This window comes from Marinibium conchae (genome assembly GCF_015595035.1).
Taxonomy (GTDB): Bacteria; Pseudomonadota; Gammaproteobacteria; order Enterobacterales; family Alteromonadaceae; genus Glaciecola.
On sequence record NZ_JADNRN010000002.1, the window covers coordinates 430,767 to 452,552 of the forward strand.

Below are 21,786 nucleotides of genomic sequence, written 5' to 3' on the forward strand. Positions count from 1 at the left end.
GTGTGCGGCATCAGTTTACTCTATAATGGTGGGTTTATAATTTTGAATTGTTGAAAGTATCGAAGGGTTTGCAAAATGTCAGGCGTAAAATTAAAACAATTAAGTTGGGTGTTACTAACTTGTTTCGCACTGTTAGCCTGTGGTGGGAGTGACGAAGCTGCTGAGCCACCTGTGTCGCCTGCGCCAATGCCTGAGCCACCGCCACCACAGCCTGAGCCACCGTCACCACCGCCGCCTGAGCCTCCACCACCAACGCCTGAGCCGGAACCTGAACCAGATCCTGAGCCGGAAGAATCACCGACGATCATGCACGATTTTGCGTCGGCACAACGTTTTTTGTCCTTTGCTGGATTTGGTGGTTCGACTGAGCAAATACAAGAACTAGTTGGTACTGATGCGGCCGACTGGGTCGAAGAGCAACTAGCGATACCTTACAACGCTTATCTGCCTCGGGTTATCCCCAAGTTACGAGTTACTGACAACCCTGAACGACGTTGGTCATTTACAAGTACTCAACGTTACCACCTAGAGTTTTTCTGGGACGCGGCAATTACTGGCGATGATATGCTTCGTCAACGTATGTTATTCGCTTTATCACAGATTTTTGTAGCTAATGTGGCTAATCAGCGAGTTGCTCAGCGTGAAACTTATTATCTAGACATGATTGGTCAAAATGCGTTTGGCAACTATCGTGATCTACTTCAAGACATAACCTACACACCACTCATGGGGTCTTATTTAACCTATTTAGGAAATCGCCGCGGTGATCCTGAAACAGGTCGACTACCTGACGAGAATTATGCTCGTGAAATTCTACAATTATTTAGCATTGGCCTGGTCGAATTGGAGATGACCGGTGAGCTTAAGCTGGCTGGTGGAGAGGCTATCGAAACCTACGATAATGACGATATTGTTAATTTAGCACGAGTGTTCACTGGTTTAGATTTTGACCCTGCTGAACAAGGAACTGCAGCACACTACAAGCCAATGGTTATGCGTGAAAACAGACATTCCCAGCTCGAAAAGAACTTTTTAGGCACGGTTATTCCCGCGAACACCCCTGGCACCGAAACCATCGATTTGGCTTTAGATGCTATCTTTGAACATCCTAATGTAGCGCCCTTTATTTCGCGTCAACTCATCCAGCGTTTTACCTCATCTCATCCGAGTCCTGAGTATGTTGAACGCGTTGCCAATGCTTTTGAGAGTGGGCAATTCACCGCATTCGGTGATAAGGTTTTTGGTAGCGGTCAGCGTGGCGATTTTTCTGCTACTGTAGCCGCCATTTTGCTAGAGCCTAGCTTATTCACGCCGAAAGAAGAAATCAGCGATGAGCAGTTATTAACCGCGGGTAAAATACGCGAGCCGGTTTTAAGGTTCTTGCATTGGGCGCGCGCTTTTGAGCTTGAAAATGTGAATAGTTCAGCTGAAGTATGGTTGCGCTTTTACATTGACAGAGCATCCGAGGGCTTAGGACAGCGCCCATTCGCAGCGCCTTCCGTTTTTAATTTCTATCGACCTGGCTATGTAGCAGCGGGCACAGAAAGTGGTGAAATGAATTTAACGACACCAGAATTTCAGTTAGTTAATTCCGGCACTGCAATTGGTTACGCGAATTTTATGACCAACTACATATTGGATACTACCCCCACAGCCGGTAATGTTGACGCCTACACTCCAAATTATACAAGACAACTAGCATTAGCGGACGACCCAGCTGCACTAGCTGAGCATTTATCGATGCTGTTGACTGGTGGAAGAATGACGGAGAGCTCAAAGACGGCGATTGAAAATGCCGTCTCATCGATTTCAATTTTATCCGCAAGCGCAGATGCAGATCGATTAACTCGCGTTAGAGTCGCAATCATTATGGCTGTAAATGACCCTTCATTCACTGTGATCTACTAGGAGAAAGCTAATGTCAAAAATTTCAAGAAGACAGTTCTTAGGTGGTGCAGGTGCAATGGCATTTAGCGCAAGTATGCTAGGCGGCCTTGTGCCCAGCCGTGCTGTTGCTCAAGAAGCTGATGATTACAAAGCACTAGTGTGCGTGTTTTTTTACGGTGGACTAGATCATAACGACACTTTGTTACCAACTGATCAAGCGTCTTATGACATGTTTGCAGCTAGACGCTCTGAGCTTATGAATGCTTACAATTCGAACTCTGCAGAATCCTCTCGCAATATAAACAATTTATTGACACTCAACCCAACGAGGCCTTTGAACTTAGGTGAGCGCAGTTTTGGTTTACCTCCTCAAATGAGACCTTTACATGAAATGTTTGATAATAATGAACTCGCTGTGTTAGGTAGTGTTGGTCCATTGTTACAACCAGTAACTCGTCAGCAGTTCGAGGACCAATCGGTAAGTGTGCCGTCTCGTTTGTTTTCACACAATGACCAGCAGTCTACTTGGATGGCTTTAAATACCGAAGGGTCAACGGTGGGTTGGGGTGGCAGGTTACTCGATGCTACTTTGCGCTCTAATGATGCACTAGATCCAACCTTCATGGGAATTACCACTGATCGCAGTAACACTTTCTTAAGCGGGCAAACCGCTAAAGGCTTTAGTGTTTCTCCAAATGGACCGGTTCGAATCAATGCTGCTGAACAAAGGTGGCGTTTGGGTGGTAGTTCAAACTACGACGACGCGAGGGAGCAATTACTGGCTTACCTCAGACGAGATAATTTCACTAGCGACAATGTGTTTGAGAGAGACACGGCAAGATTGCAGGCGGCAGGTGTCACTAACGGCATTACCTTTGCGAATGCATACAATTCAGTTGGTACATTTGCGACAACATTCCCCGACACAAGACTAGGCGGCCAACTAAAAATGGTCTCTGAAACTATTTCGCTTAATCAGCAACTAAATACCAAGCGGCAGGTGTTTTTTGTGGGAATAGGCGGCTTCGATTCTCATTCATCACAAACAAATACTGTTCCGAGTTTGCAGGCTCAAATTGCAAACGGCATTAAGGCATTTAGAGACGCCATGGTTGAGCAAAACATGTGGGACAAAGTTACCTTGTTTACGGCTTCGGATTTTGGTCGTACGCTAAACGATAATGGTGATGGCACTGACCACGGTTGGGGTGGACACCACTTTATTGCAGGTGGAAGCGTTGATGGCGGCAATATGTATGGTCACTTCCCCAGCTTTGATGTCACTGGGGGAGACTACACAGACAACCGCGGTCGGCTCATTCCACGTGTGTCAGTTGAGCAATACGCATCAACACTTGGCAGTTGGTTTGGACTAAGCTCCGAACAAATCAATGAAGAGTTTCCCAACCTAAATAACTTTGCAGTTAAAGACCTGGGTTTCATGCGAGCGACATCAAACAGTTAACGTTCAGGTCGCTATGAAACAACTCTGCATAAGCGGGTGTATTTCGCTCGCTCATCCTTAATTTAAGCGCTTTTTGAGTTGATAATAAAACAGGGAAGGCGCATCAGTATATTCATGGTTAGTGCCTTCAATATATGCTTGAGGGCCATATTCGACAGTGATAGGTAAGTTGCCATGAACGCTTACGACTCGCGCGCGTGGGCCGTCCTTCATACCATTTAATAACACAGGTGCATTACTCGCATGGCCGTTCTCAAAATGAACCTTAATATTCCAAAATGAATTATAGGCAGCATGTGAAGGTTTCCAATATCCTGCACCACCACCGGCGAAAAGAGGGTATTCACGCTTATCATCAAGCTGAACATTTACTGATATGTTATCAAACAAGTTTTGTTGATTAACGCCACTATGCTGGTCAAGCACAGGTTGTTGTTCAACTCTGCTATTAAGGTAAACACTCTTGGTTGCGAAAGTATTGAAGCTTAAAGGGTGCTCCACCACATTTTTAACCACGAGGTTATCAACTAGCACGTTGTGTACTGCGCCCATTTGAACTGAATAGTGAGCGAATTTTTCACCGTCAGTTACGATATTTTTAATGGTGAGATTAGCCACTTCTTCGGTAAGAATCCCGCTGTCGGCATTGGTGATTTTAACATCATCGACCCAACCATTATAAAGGCGAGTGAGGTAAATACCATTAAAGCCCTGCTCAACATGATGAGCCACTCGTTCGGCGAATGGGAAAGTCATCGTAAAGTGTTCAAAGCCAATGTTAGTGAGATGTGCCCAGGATGCGATGTTCACTTCCATATCGGCATTGATATTATGCAATAGTGGTGTTTTGAGCTGCACTCGATTGCCATTAATTGCGACGATTTCACTTTGCTGACGCGCTAGGGCCAGATTAGCAAAGTTCCAATGATGTGAGCCAACTTTGTCGACTAGGTTTTGGTAGAGCTCATCAAGAATTGCGGCGTTTTTACCTTTTGAGTTGTACCATTGAAGTTCAACAACCTCGCCTATTTTGAGCTTTTCAGCCGACGCCACCTCTACATAAAAATCACCTTGTTTTCCGCTGAGAGGCTTAGCTAAGGACTCAATTGGCTCATCATACTTATCAAGATACTTTTTTACACGTTGGCCTTCTATTCGGGTCCAAAAGTAGCCGCCTGACCAGGCCCATTCGGTAAAGGGAATATAAATGTTGTTTGCTTTCTCTTTTTGTATTTTATCAAGCGACACTAAGTATTCTTTAAGTTCTTTGAGCTCTGGAGCATCAGGTGCATAGATCAATGGGCGAGGGAAATAAAATTCAGTACCCTTAGCCCCAGTGCCCTCGCCACGAATAACAAGGTTATCTCGGTCAAAGTAAATAATTGAGCTAATAATATAGCGGCCGGCAGCAAACTGAAGCACTACTGCTTGCTCCTCGTAGCGAATGCTGTCGAGAAGTTTAATTAAGGCCTGACTGTCGTCTAAGCCATCATTGGCTTTAATACCATGATCTTCCACGTATATGGTTTTATATGCATCAGTATTAGCTTCTCTTTCTGAGTTCGCATAGCCCGCGTAGGAATAATCGGGTAAAAATTCTGCCGCGCTAACACTAGGGTCATTTAATAACTTAGGTAGGTCATGATCAGAATGCTTGTGATCGACTGCGAAGCTTGAGCCGCAAATAAAAGCGCTAGCGAGTATGCCTAGCGATACTTTTGAGTAGGCTTTTTTAAAAGTAATTATTGTTGCTGTCATTGTTTGTGTCCTTTGCTTAGAAAGCACCGCAAGGTTGGTCTCTTTGCGGTGCTTGCGCATTTACTTCGGGTTTATTTCGACATATACGCCTTTTACATTTTGCCCGCGATATTCAATGATGCTGGGTTGGCCGTCATCAATAAACTCGATATTAGCGAAGCCACTAGCCATACTAATCACGCTGCTTCCAGCGGGAGTACCCTGGTTCTCAACTAGTTGCCCCTGTTCGCCGATATTGAAAAAGTAAGCGCGCTCAGAGTAATCGAGTACACGGTTACCGTCCTTATCGACCGCTTCTGCGCTAATCAGCCAACGATTACTTTCCACATGCTTAGCTTGCAAGTTAATCGTTTTAAATTTGCCGTGCTTTCCAATTAGATAAGTCACTTCATGTTCATCTTCGGCGACTTTTTTATTATTGCGAAAGCCTTCGACTTTGAGCTTATTAAGGCCGTTTTCAAACGGGACTTTCCATACTAATCCGCCGGCTGGAACCACTCCGGCTTGCTTATCTTTTTTGCCTAGTGACTTTCCGTCGAGGAAGAGTTCGGCGCTATCGGTATTACAATAAACGGTAACATCACGTCCTTCTTTGGGACCATTTCGATGTGTCCAAGTGTGAGACTCTATCCAGCAGAAGGGCTCTTTTTTCCAGTAGCTCGCAAACACATAATAGGCATCTTTAAAGTTGCCCTCTCGATCAACCAAGCCCTTCATATTTGTATATGGCAATGGATTTAGGGGGCGCAATGGCGTGCCAAAATCTTTAAAGGCCCATTGTGCGTTGCCTGCAAAATCAGGCAGGTTTTCTGATACGTTTAAATGCCAATCAAAGAGGTCGACAATATAGTTAGAATTCCAGTCGCTGTCTTTTGCTACGCTTCTGACCACTGCCTGATTCACCGCTTCAGAAACCGATACCTGAGCACCTCGCAGGCCCTTTGAGCTGATTGGCGTTTCGGTGTGGCGACCCACGTGGCTCGAACCACCGTATTCCATGTGAAGGAACGCTGGGTATTCTGCATGCGCATTCTTCAATGCCTCTTCGTATTGGTTATAGGAGCCACCATACCAACCCGCCCAAATTGAAGGTGAAAAAGAGTCAACGATGTCAGAACCTGGATAATACTTGCGAATAGACGTAAGACGATAAGGATCCATTTCTTTAGTCATGTCTTGCAGTTTTTGGAGGTAAGGATTGATTACTTCGGTGGCACCGCCGCCCGGGAAGTCTTCTTCCCAATAGATCTCATTGCCAAGTGACCAAAATACAATACTGGGGTGATTCATATTTTGTTTGACTTGCGCTTTCCATAGGTGCTCAGTATTTTTCTCCCACTCAGCGCCGCCTTTTCCGCCGCGACACCACGGAAGCTCATCCCAAATCAAAAGGCCGATTTCATTTGCCACTTTATACACTTCTGGATCTTGCGGATAGTGACCTAGACGCACAAAGTTAGCCCCCATATCTTTAATCATCTGCATATCTTGGCGATGTATTTCGTTCGGTAAAGCAGCGCCTAAACCTGCATGTTCTTCGTGGCGATGCGTACCGCGAATCAGCACCCGCTCTCCATTCAAAAAGAAGCCTTTGTGTGCTTTCATTTCAAACCAGCGATAACCAAAGTTGTCTATTTTATGATGAATTTCATTGCTTTGACTGTCTTGAAGGCTTAGTTTTAGCTGATAAAGATTGGGCTCATCCGGCGACCATAAAGCCGGTGACGCGAGTTTTGCAAAGTCGATTTTAGTCGAGTTTTTCCCTTTGCTCACCGTCACTTCTTGGGTTGTTGTTTGCAGCAGTTCACCGCTAGGCGAGATAATATCTGCTTTGAGGGTGTAGGTAGTATTTGCGTCAGCGTTGATGTCAACACTTACCTGCGTTGTAGCTTCTTCGGCACTTACGCTAGGCGTTTTTATTGCCATATAGTCGATATAGGTTGTCGGTAAGCGCTTTAGGAAAACGTCTCTTGTAATTCCGCCAAACAAGAAAAAATCAGATTTTTGTGATGGGATAAGGTTAGGGTTGAAGCGGTTAGATACACGCACCATAAGTTCATTTTGACCTTTCGGTTTTACCAAGGGAGTTAAGTCGATAGTAAAGCCTATGTAGCCACCTACATGTTCACCCGCTAGTTTTCCATTCAAATACACTTGGGTTTCAAAGTTTGCACCTTCAAAATAAAGGTGCGTAAGCCCATCAAAACTGGTCGCCTCAAAACTTTTTTTGTACCAACTTGCATTGCGTCGATAGCCAGGAGTCGCGTCCATTGTGTCGGTTGCGTTCCAAGTATGCGGTAAGCTTGTTTCTACCCAGTTTTTACTAGCGAGGGCATCAGCTAGATTTTTGTGATTCTCTTGCAGATACAGCCAATCACTATTGAAAGGGATGACTTGCTCTTTTGGCGCTGGCTTTGATGCAGCAGCATAAGTGCTTGTAACCGTCAGTAGTGATGATACCAAGAGCAAAATAGCGTAAAGCCATCGAGATGTCCGTATATGTGAATGTCGTAAATAACGCTGTGGTTGTGCATTAGTCATTATTTGCTTCCTAAGTATTAATAAGTGCAGCTGCGAAACTTCGCATCATTACTCGGGGCTAAAGTGAAAGGGTAATCAAACAGCACGGCACACAAGGCTAACTGCTGTTCAGCTTGAGGTGATTTTTTTGCCAAGACTTTTAAAAAGGAGTCAATTCGACTGCTTACTTCGCTATCATCCTGATATGCTTTGTAGATAAAAAGGGCTGGGCTAACCAGCTTATAGTACTCAATTTTTTTCTCTTGTTTGCCGGGCCAGCATTTTTCGTTCGAGAGGTTTTCAATCGCAAAATCGAGGGCCTTCATAATTCGCTGGTCTGAATTATTGGGTTGTTGCCATAGGTCTATGTTGAGATGTTCGGCCATTCTAGCGTTGCTAGTCATACCCACTAAATTAAAAGCCGTGTAATTATATGGGCGAGTTCTTTTTAATTCATGAGGCTGTTTGCCGTCTTTGTTAATTTGACTGCTAATTCGCTGCTTTGTAAGGCTTGTCACTTGCGCCGCAATATCCTTAAAACCTAAGTGCAAGGCCAAACCGATTACAATACTGTCGTAAAATGTACCATGGTTGTTGCGCGCTTTTGCTTCATCTTGCCCATTCGCGCTCTCTAGCAACCACCCCAAAAAGATCGTATTCCACTCTGCGAATTGCTCTTCAAATGCTAGGTCAGTGTAGGGCTGTATTAGTACCGAAGCATCTAAAATACGATTGAGATTTCTAATTTCAATAATACCGATGCCGCGGCCAGCAACTCTGCCCGGAATACTTTGTGCAAAGTTTAAATGAGGATTCATTTTGGTATCAGGTTCCAAAAACCAATGCGAAATAAAGCGGCTTGCTTTGCGCGCGTACTTTTCCTCTTCGGTGAAATAGTACGCTAGCGAAAGCACGTGTGTCGCTGTTACTAGACGCTGAAACATTTTGTTGTCGGCACTTGGGCCACGAAAGGTTGGATTCGTTTCGCCGTCTTTTCTTATCCAAGGAAGACCGTTCTTTTTATTTTTATCGGGCCACCAGTAGGGCCCAACACTGAAATAATCGTGAGGGTTTTTGCTTGCTGGGATCTCTGGGTTGCTTGTGACTGAATAGTATTTTTCTTTAAGTGCTTTGTCGGCGGCTGTAATAATACGGTCTAGCGCTTCTTTAACCGACGCGTCACCGTTCTGAAATTTCGCTTTTGTTTTGGCCAAGTCACTCTCATCAAGCAACAACAGTTTAGCGGGTATGTAATCCGACTGCAGAGCGGTGCTTGGTGCGTCTTCAACTGCCATCGCTGTGTGACAAAAGACCATACTGAGCGAGGTCATAAAAGCTAAGTGGCTGCGTTTAAGCACGCTGGTCAGTTTCTGCGAAATAGTTAGCATGGATTTCATCAGCGTGCCATCCATCCGCCATCAACCAGTAAAATGTGACCGTTGACATAGTTGGAGGCTTGACTTGATAAAAATACTGCTGCTCCGGCTAAATCATCCGGTTGTCCCCATTTGCCGGTGGGAATACGTGCACTAATACTCGCGTTTCGCTCTTTATCATCACGTAGTTGCTGAGTATTGTCGGTTGCAAAGTAACCCGGGGCGATCGCATTAACTTGAATGTTACTGTTTGCCCATTCATTAGCTAGCGCTTTGGTTAACTGGCCTACCGCTCCTTTACTTGCTGCGTAAGCTGGCACTGTAATCCCGCCTGAGAATGTCAGCAATGAGGCGACGTTAATAATCTTGCCTGAACCTTGCTCGAGCATCAATTTTCCGGCATTTCTGCAAAACTGGAAAACGCCATTTAGGTTTGTGTCGATTACGTGGTTCCAGTCATCGTCTGAGGTTTCGTGTGCTGGTGCGCGTCGGATAGTGCCGGCATTGTTGATTAAAATATCAAGCCGACCATACTCTTCAGCAACGATTTCAAACACTGCCTGTATTTGCTCAGGCTTACTTTGATCGCAAGCTATTGCGCGCGCTTTTTTACCTAGGGCATGAATCTCATCCTTTGTGCCCTGAAGGTTCGCTTCATTGGTTGCCGTTAAAATCAGATCTGCGCCAGCGCTTGCAAGTGCAATTGCCATGGCTTTACCTAGGCCTCTGCTAGCACCACTTACGAGGGCAACTTTGCCCTCAAGTGAAAACATGTTGTGTAAATAGTCGCTCATTTTCCTTCCTTATGCAGTTACTTTGTATTCATCCGATAAAGTTCAGAGGCTGCAAGTATCACGGCGCCGCTTCCATAAAGTTGCGTATCTTCTTTGGTGGCACTTCCTGGTGCGAAGGCTACTTGCTGCACATAGCCCACTTTACCGTTAGGATGGATGTTATTCACAATCGACGTCCATGCATTCTTAATCGCCGGTTTAAAGGTTGCTTCATCAAGGTGGCCATTATTCACACCCCAGGCTAATGCATAGGCAAGCAAGCCAGTTGCACTGGTTTCGGAATGTGTGTCGGCATTTTTCTCTAACAAGGACGAAGGCCAACTGCCATCCTCCAGTTGATAATCGAGCAGGGTTTTGCTCATAGACGTGAACAGATCGATATAGTCTTGTTTTTTAGCGAAATCATCTGGCAAGTACGTTATTGTTCTGGCTAAACCTGCTAAGACCCAACCGTTTCCTCTGCCCCAAAAAATTGGACGTCCTTGATCATCCTTTCGTTCAAAGTAGCGACTGTCGCGCAAATATAACCCGTAGTCTTTATCGAAAAGGTATTCTGTCATCTCCCAAAATTCTTTGTCCATGAACTCGAGGTACTTCGCATCGCCTGTCGTTTTCGACAAGTGAGCCATAACCGGTGGCGACATAAATACCGCATCAGCCCAACACCATCTGCTAGTACAACGAGGGTCAGTGAAGTTTCTGAGCTCAAAGCGGTGTGTCTCCTTGTCGCTATTAACGAATTCAAGGCTCACTGTGCTTGGCTCTGCAACAACTTGGTCAAAATGCTCGATGGTGTCTGCGATCCTGTAATTACCTTGATATTTATTGAAGATAGATAAGTAAACATCGCCAACTGCATGATCATCGGCATGATATACGCGAGGTCCAAGCTGATAGTCGTTTAACTGTGATAGGTTCATCACAGTTTGGCGGTAGAGGTCTGAGTTACTTGCCTCAGCCCAATGCCACAGTCCTACATGCAAGGTCGCGTACATCCATCCGTTTGGAATACCACTAGGGCGCATCTCAGAGCGCATTTTGTTCGAACGAATATCAAATTGTGCTAGCTGCCATCCGGCAACGGCTTCTACAACGCCTGATAGTGCTTCTGGATTCATTTCATCGCTGAACGTGTAACTAAGTTCGCTGGGCTGCGCATAATCAACTTTGTATATAACATGTGGTACTTGCTGAGTATTTCGCGCCAAACTCGCTTTGTTTTTATTCGCTTCTGAGTTGTCACTAGCTGGGCTACTGGAAGCAGCAGAACTTGCCGAATCTTGTCCACAAGCAGAAAGGCCCAAAACGGTAGCCACTACTACCGATATGATCTTAAGCTTACCAATAGATACAGCTGCCTTTTTCGTCGTAAATTGTGTTGTTTTCATAACTTGCGCCTTATTCATTTTTATTCCTTTATGTGAAACCTATGCAGGGGCTTCGTTATATTTACCCAATATGCTATTTAGCAGTTTTGCTATAAACAAGCAGTGCTTTACGGCAATGTCTGTAGTAAAGGAAAAGTTTATTTATTTGGTAATGTGGCATTACCAATTTAGCTATAGTATATTGCTCTATAAAATATGTCTACGTTAAATTTTTACAATCTAGCAACATTATCGACTCATTTAATGCTGAAATGAATCACCAATTGCGAACTAAACGAGGATGAAAGTCATGCTTAAAAGGCCTAGCCCAATACTTAAAAATCGAGCGCTATCACTCATATTGCTAAGCGCAACCTTGGGTTTAACTGCGTGTGGTGCAGATAGCAAGCATACAAATAATGAAAGTAATGGGGTAGCGAATAAAGAACTCCAGCACGACTTCAGCATAAGTCAAAGCAGCACTTTACAAAGCCTCACTATTAGCAATCCACTCAATATGGCTCGCAAGGATGAGTTAGTTTTTATTGATTACACGAAGTTGCCGGCAGGAATCAGAATCGACAAAGACTTTGTGGTATTAGACGATACTACCGTACTCAAACATGAATGGGTTGAGCGTCCAAATAGCAACGACAAAAGCTTAGTAGTGCAAGTAGATTTGCACGCTAATGAAAGTAAAAATTTAGCATTTATCACATTGAATAACGGTGCGAAAGCATCATCTTCAAGCCCCAAAGCTTATGCTGAATTAGCTGTTAGAGTAGGCGCTTCACTTGGTGATGATGAGCGCTTCAAAGGCGGTCAATACGTTCAAATGCAAAGCTTTACGCTACCGAACGATCACACTATTGGCAATAAGCTCTTCAAATACGAGGGCTTCGGTTGGGAATCGGAGCTTGCTGCTTATCGCTACTATTTTGATAATCGCGGGGCCATCGATGTTTTCGCCAAGCAAAAAGCCCAGTTAGCTTTAAAAAAAGTGGGTTTAGACGGCGGTGATTATCATGCTTTAGCCCCATGGGGTATGGATGTGTTAAAAGTCGGTGCTTCTCTCGGCTTAGGTGCAGTTGCGGCCAATACCGATGATGGCATTGTAAAAGTGAGTCAATTCGATGCAAGTAGGGCAAAAGTTTTCAATGGCGCAGTATTTTCTGGAGTACTACTTGAAGCTGATGCCTGGCAAGTGGGTAATGACACCTATGACTTAAATGCTACTTATCGAATTGCAGGTGGGCAAAGATTAACTGAAGTAATCGCAAAAGCTGGTTCTTTAGACAAGTGGGCCACGGGTATTGTGGATCACAGCGTTGATACAATAGATAGCGAAAATACAATAGGTAAGTGGTGCTATCGAGCAAGTTTCGGAAAACAAAGTTTGAACGACGATAATCTTGGCTTAGCCCTTTTTTATGAATGCAGACAAAGCAAGCTCGACAATGACCTGAATATAGCCGTAAGCATAAATGCAAGCGAAGCTCACTATTACTTCTTAGCAGCTTGGGAAGCTGAGAACAAGATGTTTAGCGACATGCAAGGCTTTGTTAAATACCTAAATGAAGTACAGAATAATCTTAATAATCCAATATTGGTGAAATAGCACCAGTTTACTCCCGGAGACGACCATGGAATTTTTATTAACACCCGATCAAAACAGTTACAAAAGAATGACCAACGCAGAATTAGAGAAGGGCTTTGTGGTGCCTGAACTATTTGTTGCCGACCAAATAACGCTTACCTACACAGATGTAGATCGTGCTGTCGTCGGCGGCGTAATGCCCTTGAGTCAAACAGTGGTATTGCCCACACACAAGGAATTGGCTTCCGATTTCTTTTGTGAACGTAGAGAAGTTGGCGTAATTAATATTGGGTCAGCAGGGCAAGTAAGTGTTGATGGCGTTGTGTTTGACATGGCTAACAAAGACAGCCTATACATCGGAAGAGGTAGCAAAGAAGTGTTGTTTACGAGCAAGGATGCGGCGCAACCTGCTAAATTTTATATAGTTAGCTATCCTGCTCACACTGCTTTCCCGACAAAACTGATTGCACAGGCCGACGCCAATAAACTCGATTTAGGTGAGCAAGAGCAATCGAACAAACGCGTAATATACCAGTCACTTTGTCCTAAGACTCTTGACTCCTGCCAATTGGTCATGGGCATTACTGAAATTGCGTCGGGTAATGTATGGAATACCAAGCCCCCTCATACCCATGCTCGCCGCACCGAAGTATATATGTATTTCGATATCCCAAGTCACGAACGAGTATTCCATTTTATGGGAGAGCCATCTAACGTCAGAGCGGTAGTAATGAAACCTGAAACCGCTATTGCTTCGCCAAGTTGGTCTATACACAGCGGCGTAGGCTCTACAAACTATACCTTCATTTGGGCTATGGGTGGAGAGAACCAAGAGTTCGATGATATGGATCATCTAACTCTAGAAGATATCAGCTAATTGTAAATTTAAGGTTAAAATAATTGGTAAGGCCACTTGACATTAAGGTGGTATTGAAGGACTATGGTGTAGGACGCATATCACTGAAGCGGCAACAAGCTGTTTAGAAAATTAAGGGTAGCACCGCGATGAACACAACTAGTCGCATACAAGACTCCCACATTTTCGAATAAGGCAGCAAAAAGATCGTAACGCAGTGACGTACAAATAATTATTGGAGAATCACAATGCACACACCATATACCTCAGGGAAAAGCCCTAGCACATACAAAAAAAGCAAGCACTTGCTAGCACTTGCTGTGTCATCAGCGCTATCAATCGGTCAACTTAGCGCAGCACACGCTGCCGCAACACAGGAAAGTGACGACGATGGCGTTATTGAAATTATTGAGGTAAAAGGTATTGCTGATTCTTTCAGAAATGCCATAGCTGAAAAGAAAAATGCAACGACGATTGTTGATGCATTGTCTTCAGCTGATCTAGGGACACTTCCTGACCTATCCGTTGCAGAAACGCTTGAGCGTATTACAGGGGTCACGGGCGACCGCTTCAAGGGTAACGCGAGTGAAATTTCAATTCGAGGCTTGGGTCCTTTCCTAGGCTTTTCAACGGTTAATGGAAGACCAATTTCTTCCGGTAGTGGTAACCGCTCAGTAGCTTTTAGCCAATTTCCTTCTGAATTAGTCAATGGGGTTGTTGTGTATAAAGCACAGCAAGCTGATCTACTTGAAGGCGGTGTTTCAGGCCTTATTGATTTGAAAACTATAAAGCCAGTAGACTATGGTAAAGAGCGTTTCCAAGCTGAGCTACGTGGTAACTATAACGATTATCACGCTAAGTTTGACGATGAAAATGGCTGGGGCTACCGGTCTTCAGTCTCCTATACCAATACCTATGAGCTAGACGAACTTGGCGAAATTGGAATTGCAATTGGTTATGCGGGGGTCGATTCATCAACGCCAGAGGAAAGTTATAATACGAGCTCAACACTCAGAAATTGTAATTCAAACTTCGCTCTTGATGGCGGCAGTAATTGTAGTTTCAGCGATGCGCGGGCCGCGGCTAATGGTGGCGCGGCAGAAGATGGCGCTTATTATTTTATTCCTAATTCCTTCTTTTATCGTCAAATGAAGTCAGAAGAAGATCGAGATGCTGCATTATTGGCTTTACAGTGGCGTCCAACAGCGGATCTTGACATTAATTTAGATGGCCAGTGGTCGAACCGCTTCTACTTCGAAGACCGTCACGACTTACTATGGGATGATGGCCGTCGCAGAATTTCAAATTGGTCAATCAATGACGAAGGCGCCCTGCAAAGTTACACGGGTGAGTCTCGCATTAGCTCTTACGGTGAATATCGTGTTCGAGAAGAAGAGTATCAAGGTCTTGGCCTCAATTTAGACTGGCAAGCAACTGATCGTTTGCACCTGAACTTCGACAGTGCTTTTTCTGGGACAAACCGCTACCAAACACGCACCTGGGCAAGATTTAGAGGTCAGCGTAAGTTTTATGATTGGGAAAATTCCGATGGTCAACTGTTCCCAACCGTTACTAACGTATATTCCGATTTCAATGATCCAATTGGTTCAGCTGAAGACTGGACTGCAGACATACAAGACATGTCATATTTTAACGCTGACAGTGAAATACGAAACTACCGATTTGAAATTGATGACCGTATTAGTTCTTATCGTTTAGATGCTGAATACGCCCTTGATAATAATCTCATTTACAATTTACGTTCTGGTATTTCTATTAGCAATCATCGTCATCAGAATTATCAAGAAGAACGAGAGAGGTTAAGTACACCAAGTGCCGAGCGCCCTGAAGCGCTGCAAACAGTGATTGATAATTGCCTTATCGACTTTCCGCAAGATGAATACGGAGATGACGGGAAGCCAGGTTTTAGTTCATGGGCTACATTCAATACTCAATGTGCCTACGATTCATTGATTGGTGATAACGACCTATCGGTTGATCCAAAAGCGCCTTCAACGGGCGATATTAACCTGACAGAAGAAATTGCATCCTTTTATTTGATGGCTGATTTTTCCTCTGAGATTGGTGATGTAACTGTTGATGGTAACTTCGGTATTCGTCATGTTGAAACCGATATTACCTCAGTGGGTATTAGAACTGCATTTAATGTCGAAACAGACGGTGCAGGCTTTATTAGCATTGTTACCGACCCTGATGTGATTGATTTCAATACCTTGGAGAACTCGTACAGTAATAATCTACTTAGCTTAAATATTGCCTTAGGTTTAACTGATGAATCCCAACTACGTTTTGCCATATATGAGGGACTGTCTCGACCAGACATGTGGTACTACGGCGCAGCAAGAAGCGTCTCGGCTGTTGATGTTGATGATGAATTCACAACAGTTGAAGAGGCCTTGTCGGGCAATGTTACGGCCTTGGGTAATCCTTTCCTAGAGGCACTCGAATCAGATAACTACGATGTTAGCTATAGCTACTTCCTAAATGAAGATACGATGTTCTCTGCAGCCTTATACTACAAGCAATTTAACGCTAGTTTTGAGGTGGATAGCGGCGTTGAGCAAGTGATTGTTGATGGCCAGAGCTATGACGTATTAGTGAACGGTCGCGTGAGCATTGTTGATAACGAATCTGAAATTAACGGCTATGAACTTACTGCAGTACATCAATTTGCTTTCTTAGAGGGGCTGGGTATTTCATTAAACTACAATTTTGCAAACTCGGACTTTGAAACTCCAGAAGCAGGTGGCAATATTTCCGATGAGGTTTTAGAGCAAATTGAGCCAGCAAACATTAATGGCTTGAGTAAGCATAACTTTAGTAGCCAAGTGTATTGGGAAAACAGCGATATTTCGGCTCGCATAAGCTACAAGTACCGCTCAGAATATTTGAAGCCCTTTGGTCCAAACTTAGCCCAAACGAATCGTATTGTTGATGACACCGAAAGAGTCGACTTTGACTTTCAATACAAAATTACTAAGAACTTACGTGCGAAGTTCCAAGTTCTTAACGTAACTAATGAACCTTATGTCGAGCAAAGGGTTGCGGCTGAAGCCTACAATCGAATTGAATATTCCGGCCGTCGATTCTTCGTAGGATTTAAATACAAGTTATAGCAGTTTGTGTTGTGTGACGGCGATGGTCTTCTTTCCCCAAAGGAGCTATCGCCACTTTATTAGGAAGCTAGTGTTATTACCATGAAACAGTAGCTAAGAGGTATTAAGATGATTGAAACTTGGCGATGGTTCGGACCGAACGATTCAATTAGTTTACAAAAGATCCGCCAGGCTGGTGCGACGGGCATCGTCAGCTCCTTACACGAAGTGGCGACTGGCGATTTGTGGACGGTACAGCAAATCCAAGAGCGCAAGGATGTCATTGAAGCTGCGGGTTTAAGCTGGGATGTTATTGAGAGTATTCCGGTTCACAACGATATCAAAACGCGAACCGGCAATTACCTAAAATATATTGAGAACTACAAACAATCAATTATTAATGCTTCTAAATGCGGTGTATATACAATCTGTTATAACTTCATGCCAGTGGTGGACTGGACCCGAACCAATTTAATGTACAAACTGCCAAACAACAGTCACGCCCTGCGTTTCGAAATGACAGACTTTGCCGCTTATGATGTATATGTACTAAAACGCGATGGCGCAGAGGCCTCATACGAGCCCAATGTTGTTAGTAAAGCGAAGAAACGTTTTGATGCCATGAGCGATTTCGAGCGGGAAGAGTTAGAAAGGAATATCATTGCTGGTTTACCTGGTGGAGAAGGGTCTTATACCCGAGACGAAATTCGCACTACAATACAGCAGTTTATCGACTTGGGTACAGATGGGTTTCGAGAGCACCTCTTTGCTTTTCTCAGAGAAATCATTCCTGTTGCTGAGTCGGTAGGTGCGAAAATGTGCATCCACCCAGATGATCCTCCCTTCTCTTTGTTCGGTCTGCCCAGAGTGGTATCAACAGCATCTGATGCAAATGCCTTGCTTGAGGCATGCCCCAGCCCTGCTAACGGTCTCACAATGTGCGCGGGCTCATATGGAGCTCGTGGCGACAATAACTTGGTTGAGATGGTGCGTCAATTTGGGCCAAGTATCTATTTTGTGCACTTACGTAACGTGATCCGCGAAGATGACGGCTCATTTTATGAGTCAGACCACCTCGATGGTGACAACGACATGGTTGGCTTAGTTGAGGCCTTATTGAGCGAAGAAAAACGTCGTAAAGATGAAAATTCAGAAAACTACCTCAAGATCCCAATGCGACCTGATCATGGTCATTTAATGGATGATGAGCTTAATCAGGAAGGTGTAAAACCGGGCTACAGTTACGTCGGTCGACTGAAAGGTTTGGCTGAATTGCGCGGCGTTATTCATACTGTTGATAGCATAATAAATCGCTAAATATGAGGAATATCTAGTGTCTACACCTTTAAATTTGCACCCTGAGCGACTCTTTTCAGCCGACCCAACTATCCGAAAAATCGCAGTCGAACTTTATAATGAAGTTAAAGATTTACCGATTATTAGCCCGCATGGGCACACAGACCCCTCTTGGTTTGCCAATAATCTTGCTTTTTCTAATCCCGCCGAACTATTGATCCAACCGGATCATTATGTGTTTCGTATGCTCTATTCACAGGGCATAAGTTTAGATTCTCTAGGTATTGGAAATAGTGAAGAAGCTCGACATGCCAAACCTGAAGAAATCTGGAAAATATTTGCTGATCACTACTATTTATTTCGCGGCACTCCCTCGCGGATGTGGATGGATTACGTATTTTCGGAAGTGTTTGGTTTTGATGTCGCCCTCGACTCCTCAACCGCAGAACACTATTATCAAACAATAGACAGTAAACTTAAATTAGATAATTTCAAACCCAGAGCGTTGTTTGAGCGCTTTAATATTGAGGTAATAGCGACAACAGAAAATCCCTTAGACAAGCTAAAGCATCACAAAGCCATAATGGAATCAGATTGGGACGGAAAAGTGCTCACTGCTTTTCGCCCTGACAATGTGCTTGACCCAGAGTTTCCAGATTTTTCTGGCCAAGTTACTCAGTTAACTCATGCCTCGGGTGAAAACGCCACTGAATACAAAGGATATTTAAAGGCTCTAGCCAATCGTCGAGAGTTTTTTAAGGCCCATGGCGCGACCTCAAGTGATCATGGGCATCTCACGCCTTTCACGGCTGATTTATCGGAGCAGCAGGCGGCAAAATTATTCGATAAGGCACTTCTAAGCCGCATAAGCCCAGAGGAGTCGGAATTATTCCGAGGGCATATGCTGACTAAAATGGCCGATATGAGTATCGATGATGGTTTGGTCATGCAAATTCACCCGGGCTGTTATCGCAATCATAATGACTTTGTATTCGAACACTATGGCCGTGACAAAGGCGCAGATTTACCAATGCCTACAGAATACATCAAGAATCTCAAGGCGCTGATGGATAAGCACGGCAATAATCCCAAGCTTCAGATCATATTGTTTACGCTTGATGAAACTACCTATAGTCGCGAGTTAGCGCCTTTAGCTGGGCATTATCCGAGTCTTAAACTAGGGCCTGCTTGGTGGTTTCATGACAGCCCTGAAGGTATGAAGAGATTTCGTCAGCAAACTATGGAAAGCGCTGGATTCTATAATACGGTTGGTTTTAATGATGATACCCGAGCCTTCATGTCTATTCCTGCTCGACACGATCTTGCTCGTCGTATCGACTGTGGGTTCCTCGCCGAGCTTGTCGCTGATCACCGCCTGACCTTAGTTGAGGCGCATGAGTTAGCACATGACTTAAGTTATCATTTGGCGAAAAAGGCCTACAAACTATGAGCCGGTTAAATGCCACTATGCTGAGCAACTTACCTGAGGAGATCGACGGTCCAAAATATGCTCCCGCGGAGCATGGCGTAGGTATTTTGCATATCGGCATAGGAGCTTTCCATCGAGGGCATCAAGCCGTCTTTACCGACGACGCGATTGCGCGGGCTGGCGGAGATTGGCGTATTACAGGTGTGAGCCTTCGTAGTCCGACGGTTGCTAATCAGCTCAATCCTCAAAATGGCTTGTATACCGTTACGGAGAAAAGTGGTGGGAAGTCGACATCACGAGTAATTGCTTCGGTTGCTAAGGTCATATCAGCTCGTCAAAATCAATCCGAATTATTAACGAGTTTAGCGAGTCCCAGCATCAAAATAATAACCCTGACAGTGACTGAAAAAGGCTATTATTTTGATCAAGCTACAGGCACTTTGATGTGGGAAGCAGAGGATGTGCAACACGATGTTCTCTATCCAAATCAGCCTGTAACAATGCCTGGTTATCTTGTATTGGCTTGCCAGCTCAGAATGAAAAGTGAATACTCACACACTTCTAAACTTACTGTAATTAGTTGCGATAACTTATCTGAAAATGGCAGAATTACGGAAAAAGTCGTTATTGCACTCGCAACTAAGATATCAATTGAACTAGTTGAATGGATATCAGCGAATGTGACTTTTTGTTCAAGTATGGTTGATCGTATTGTACCGAAAGTTACCCAGACTGATATCGAAAATCATATAGCGAGTGCGGGTTATGAAGATCGCGGCTTAATCATTACAGAGCCATTTAAGCAATGGGTTATAGAAGACAATTTTTGTACTGAGCGTCCTGATTGGGAGTCAGTAGGGGTATTGTTCGTTGATAAGGTTGCCGATTATGAAAAACTCAAGATCCGTACTCTCAATGGCTCACATTCTGCGCTAGCTTATATGGGTGTGCTTCTTGGTTATCGATATATACACGAAGCTATAGGCAGTGATTTACTGTCCAATATCGTTCATCAGATGATGAAGGACGAAAGCGGCCCAACAATTCCAAAATTTGAGGGCTTTAATCTAGCGGCTTATCAGCAAGAAATTATTGCGCGTTTTTCAAATTCAGATATCGCCTATGAAACTCAACAAGTAGCTTCAGATGGCTCGCAGAAGCTTCAACAGCGAATACTAGCGCCTCTAAACGAGTTGTACACACAAGGAAATAGCAAGCCGAATAGCGTGCTGCTTGCAACCTTAGTATCGTGGCTACGTTACATCAAAAAGGCAAATGAGCCTGAAGGCTTTTATGACGTAGTAGACCCGCTGGCTACAGAATTAACATCAATAGTTGATAAATATTGGGAAAGCCCAAGTGAGTTAATTTTGGCTATCTATGAGAGTACCAGCTTAATACCTCGACAATTAAAGCTGAACAAGCAGTTCAATGATGATTTTCATTGTGCTCTACACGCGATAGATGAGCACGGTGTAGAGACTTATCTGAAACAACTTACTTATTAAAATGTGCGGCTGCGTTGGCAGTAGCGTTTTCAATATGTAATTTCATTGCTGTTCGAGCTTTCTCGGGATTGCGTTGTTCTAGTGCCTGCAGTATCTTCCTATGCTCATCGATTGAGGGATGTACGCCTTCATCTCGTATGCGCTCTAGAAATGCAGTGCTTAAGGTAGATTCATTACGCAGATCCCAAAGCCAATCTACTACCGATGATATGGCACTGTTTTGACATGCTTCGGCTATGATCGAATGGAATTTTTGGTCGGCTTTTTCAGAGGCATCGGCTTGCTTTTGCTCTTCTTCCATTTCATTAACAACCTGACGCAGCTCTTCAATTTGCTCGTCAGTAATGCGAGCAGCAGCAAGTGCACATGCTTCGGCCTCAAGTATATAGCGTATTTCTAAAATTTCGAAAGGCCCAACACCACTATCATTTAGCTCAGGTTGAATTTTCGCTTTTGTATCGGTTACATATATTCCAGAGCCAGTTCGTATTTCGATAACACCTGACAACTCTAGTGCGATCATGGCCTCACGAATAGTCGGGCGGCTGACGCCAAGCTTTTCGGCAAGCTCTCTTTCCGATGGAAATCTCTCGCCGGGCTTTATTGCATCACTGTCAATAAGCTTCTTCAGTTGTTCGGCCACTTTCATGTAAAGCCGATCACTCTTCACTATTTGTAATTTTAGGCTGTCCATAACATCCAATTTTGTGTTGTAGGCTAATACTGCGAAACAAACTTAATTCTAAAAAGCTGCGTAGCGCTGTCGAGACGTTACTAAATCGAACGACGCTCTTAATCATAACGAAACTCTTATAAA

14 protein-coding genes are annotated in these 21,786 nt (G+C 44.1%); 8 read left to right on the top strand and 6 right to left on the bottom strand.

Annotated features, from left to right (window positions below):
* Nucleotides 1-75: 75 nt before the first annotated feature.
* The gene (locus ISG33_RS09660; protein ID WP_195733392.1) at nt 76-1,908 is read left to right on the top strand and encodes a DUF1800 domain-containing protein; all 1,833 of its coding nucleotides are present in this window, start codon (nt 76-78) and stop codon (nt 1,906-1,908) included.
* Nucleotides 1,909-1,918: 10 nt separating this feature from the next.
* Nucleotides 1,919-3,352, top strand: a complete 1,434-nt coding sequence (locus ISG33_RS09665) for a DUF1501 domain-containing protein (RefSeq protein ID WP_195733393.1) — start codon at nt 1,919-1,921, stop codon at nt 3,350-3,352.
* Nucleotides 3,353-3,409: 57 nt separating this feature from the next.
* On the opposite strand, the gene ISG33_RS09670 is transcribed toward ISG33_RS09665, so the two are convergent.
* From ISG33_RS09670 to ISG33_RS09690, 5 genes are read right to left on the bottom strand one after another with little or no spacing between them, the layout of a single operon-like run.
* Nucleotides 3,410-5,110, bottom strand: a complete 1,701-nt coding sequence (locus tag ISG33_RS09670) for a hypothetical protein (protein ID WP_195733394.1) — start codon at nt 5,108-5,110, stop codon at nt 3,410-3,412.
* A 60-nt stretch (nt 5,111-5,170) separates the two neighbouring features.
* Nucleotides 5,171-7,651, bottom strand: coding sequence for a glycoside hydrolase family 2 protein (locus ISG33_RS09675; protein ID WP_195733395.1), 2,481 nt, complete (start codon nt 7,649-7,651; stop codon nt 5,171-5,173).
* A 17-nt stretch (nt 7,652-7,668) separates the two neighbouring features.
* Nucleotides 7,669-9,027, bottom strand: a complete 1,359-nt coding sequence (locus ISG33_RS09680; RefSeq protein ID WP_195733396.1) for an alginate lyase family protein — start codon at nt 9,025-9,027, stop codon at nt 7,669-7,671.
* Nucleotides 9,027-9,800 (bottom strand): 2-dehydro-3-deoxy-D-gluconate 5-dehydrogenase KduD, encoded by a 774-nt coding sequence (gene kduD / locus ISG33_RS09685; RefSeq protein ID WP_195733397.1) that lies wholly within the window; start codon nt 9,798-9,800, stop codon nt 9,027-9,029. The genes ISG33_RS09680 and kduD overlap by 1 nt, the downstream gene beginning before the upstream one ends.
* 17 nt (nt 9,801-9,817) lie before the next feature.
* Nucleotides 9,818-11,188 (bottom strand): glycoside hydrolase family 88/105 protein, encoded by a 1,371-nt coding sequence (locus tag ISG33_RS09690; protein WP_195733398.1) that lies wholly within the window; start codon nt 11,186-11,188, stop codon nt 9,818-9,820.
* 289 nt (nt 11,189-11,477) lie between these two features.
* Between ISG33_RS09690 and ISG33_RS09695 the strand changes: the two genes are divergently transcribed.
* The 6 genes from ISG33_RS09695 to ISG33_RS09720 all read left to right on the top strand — a co-directional run bounded on the left by ISG33_RS09695 (nt 11,478) and on the right by ISG33_RS09720 (nt 20,969).
* Entirely contained in the window at nt 11,478-12,785 is a 1,308-nt protein-coding gene (locus tag ISG33_RS09695) for a DUF4861 family protein (RefSeq protein WP_195733399.1), read from the top strand.
* A gap of 25 nt (nt 12,786-12,810) precedes the next feature.
* Entirely contained in the window at nt 12,811-13,641 is an 831-nt protein-coding gene (gene kduI / locus ISG33_RS09700) for a 5-dehydro-4-deoxy-D-glucuronate isomerase (protein WP_195733400.1), read from the top strand.
* Between the two features lie 227 nt (nt 13,642-13,868).
* Nucleotides 13,869-16,757 carry a TonB-dependent receptor gene (locus ISG33_RS09705; protein ID WP_195733401.1) on the top strand — a complete coding sequence of 963 codons (2,889 nt, stop codon included), beginning with the start codon at nt 13,869-13,871 and terminating at the stop codon, nt 16,755-16,757.
* Nucleotides 16,758-16,865: 108 nt separating this feature from the next.
* On the top strand, nt 16,866-18,053 hold the full coding sequence (gene uxuA, locus ISG33_RS09710) for a mannonate dehydratase (RefSeq protein WP_195733402.1): 1,188 nt from the start codon (nt 16,866-16,868) through the stop codon (nt 18,051-18,053).
* Between the two features lie 16 nt (nt 18,054-18,069).
* Nucleotides 18,070-19,482, top strand: coding sequence for a glucuronate isomerase (uxaC, locus tag ISG33_RS09715; RefSeq protein WP_195733403.1), 1,413 nt, complete (start codon nt 18,070-18,072; stop codon nt 19,480-19,482).
* Nucleotides 19,479-20,969, top strand: a complete 1,491-nt coding sequence (locus tag ISG33_RS09720; protein WP_195733404.1) for a mannitol dehydrogenase family protein — start codon at nt 19,479-19,481, stop codon at nt 20,967-20,969. The genes uxaC and ISG33_RS09720 overlap by 4 nt, the downstream gene beginning before the upstream one ends.
* Here the strand turns inward: ISG33_RS09720 and ISG33_RS09725 are convergent.
* Nucleotides 20,959-21,663 carry a FadR/GntR family transcriptional regulator gene (locus tag ISG33_RS09725; RefSeq protein WP_195733405.1) on the bottom strand — a complete coding sequence of 235 codons (705 nt, stop codon included), beginning with the start codon at nt 21,661-21,663 and terminating at the stop codon, nt 20,959-20,961. The genes ISG33_RS09720 and ISG33_RS09725 overlap by 11 nt on opposite strands.
* Nucleotides 21,664-21,786 lie beyond the last annotated feature (123 nt).

Bases quoted from the DNA above. Each gene is read 5' to 3' on its own strand.
- ISG33_RS09660 (WP_195733392.1), top strand. From the start codon at position 76: ATGTCAGGCGTAAAATTAAAACAATTAAGTTGGGTGTTACTAACTTGT.
- ISG33_RS09665 (WP_195733393.1), top strand. From the start codon at position 1,919: ATGTCAAAAATTTCAAGAAGACAGTTCTTAGGTGGTGCAGGTGCAATG.
- ISG33_RS09670 (WP_195733394.1), bottom strand. From the start codon at position 5,110: ATGACAGCAACAATAATTACTTTTAAAAAAGCCTACTCAAAAGTATCG.
- ISG33_RS09675 (WP_195733395.1), bottom strand. From the start codon at position 7,651: ATGACTAATGCACAACCACAGCGTTATTTACGACATTCACATATACGG.
- ISG33_RS09680 (WP_195733396.1), bottom strand. From the start codon at position 9,027: ATGAAATCCATGCTAACTATTTCGCAGAAACTGACCAGCGTGCTTAAA.
- kduD (WP_195733397.1), bottom strand. From the start codon at position 9,800: ATGAGCGACTATTTACACAACATGTTTTCACTTGAGGGCAAAGTTGCC.
- ISG33_RS09690 (WP_195733398.1), bottom strand. From the start codon at position 11,188: ATGAAAACAACACAATTTACGACGAAAAAGGCAGCTGTATCTATTGGT.
- ISG33_RS09695 (WP_195733399.1), top strand. From the start codon at position 11,478: ATGCTTAAAAGGCCTAGCCCAATACTTAAAAATCGAGCGCTATCACTC.
- kduI (WP_195733400.1), top strand. From the start codon at position 12,811: ATGGAATTTTTATTAACACCCGATCAAAACAGTTACAAAAGAATGACC.
- ISG33_RS09705 (WP_195733401.1), top strand. From the start codon at position 13,869: ATGCACACACCATATACCTCAGGGAAAAGCCCTAGCACATACAAAAAA.
- uxuA (WP_195733402.1), top strand. From the start codon at position 16,866: ATGATTGAAACTTGGCGATGGTTCGGACCGAACGATTCAATTAGTTTA.
- ISG33_RS09720 (WP_195733404.1), top strand. From the start codon at position 19,479: ATGAGCCGGTTAAATGCCACTATGCTGAGCAACTTACCTGAGGAGATC.
- ISG33_RS09725 (WP_195733405.1), bottom strand. From the start codon at position 21,663: ATGGACAGCCTAAAATTACAAATAGTGAAGAGTGATCGGCTTTACATG.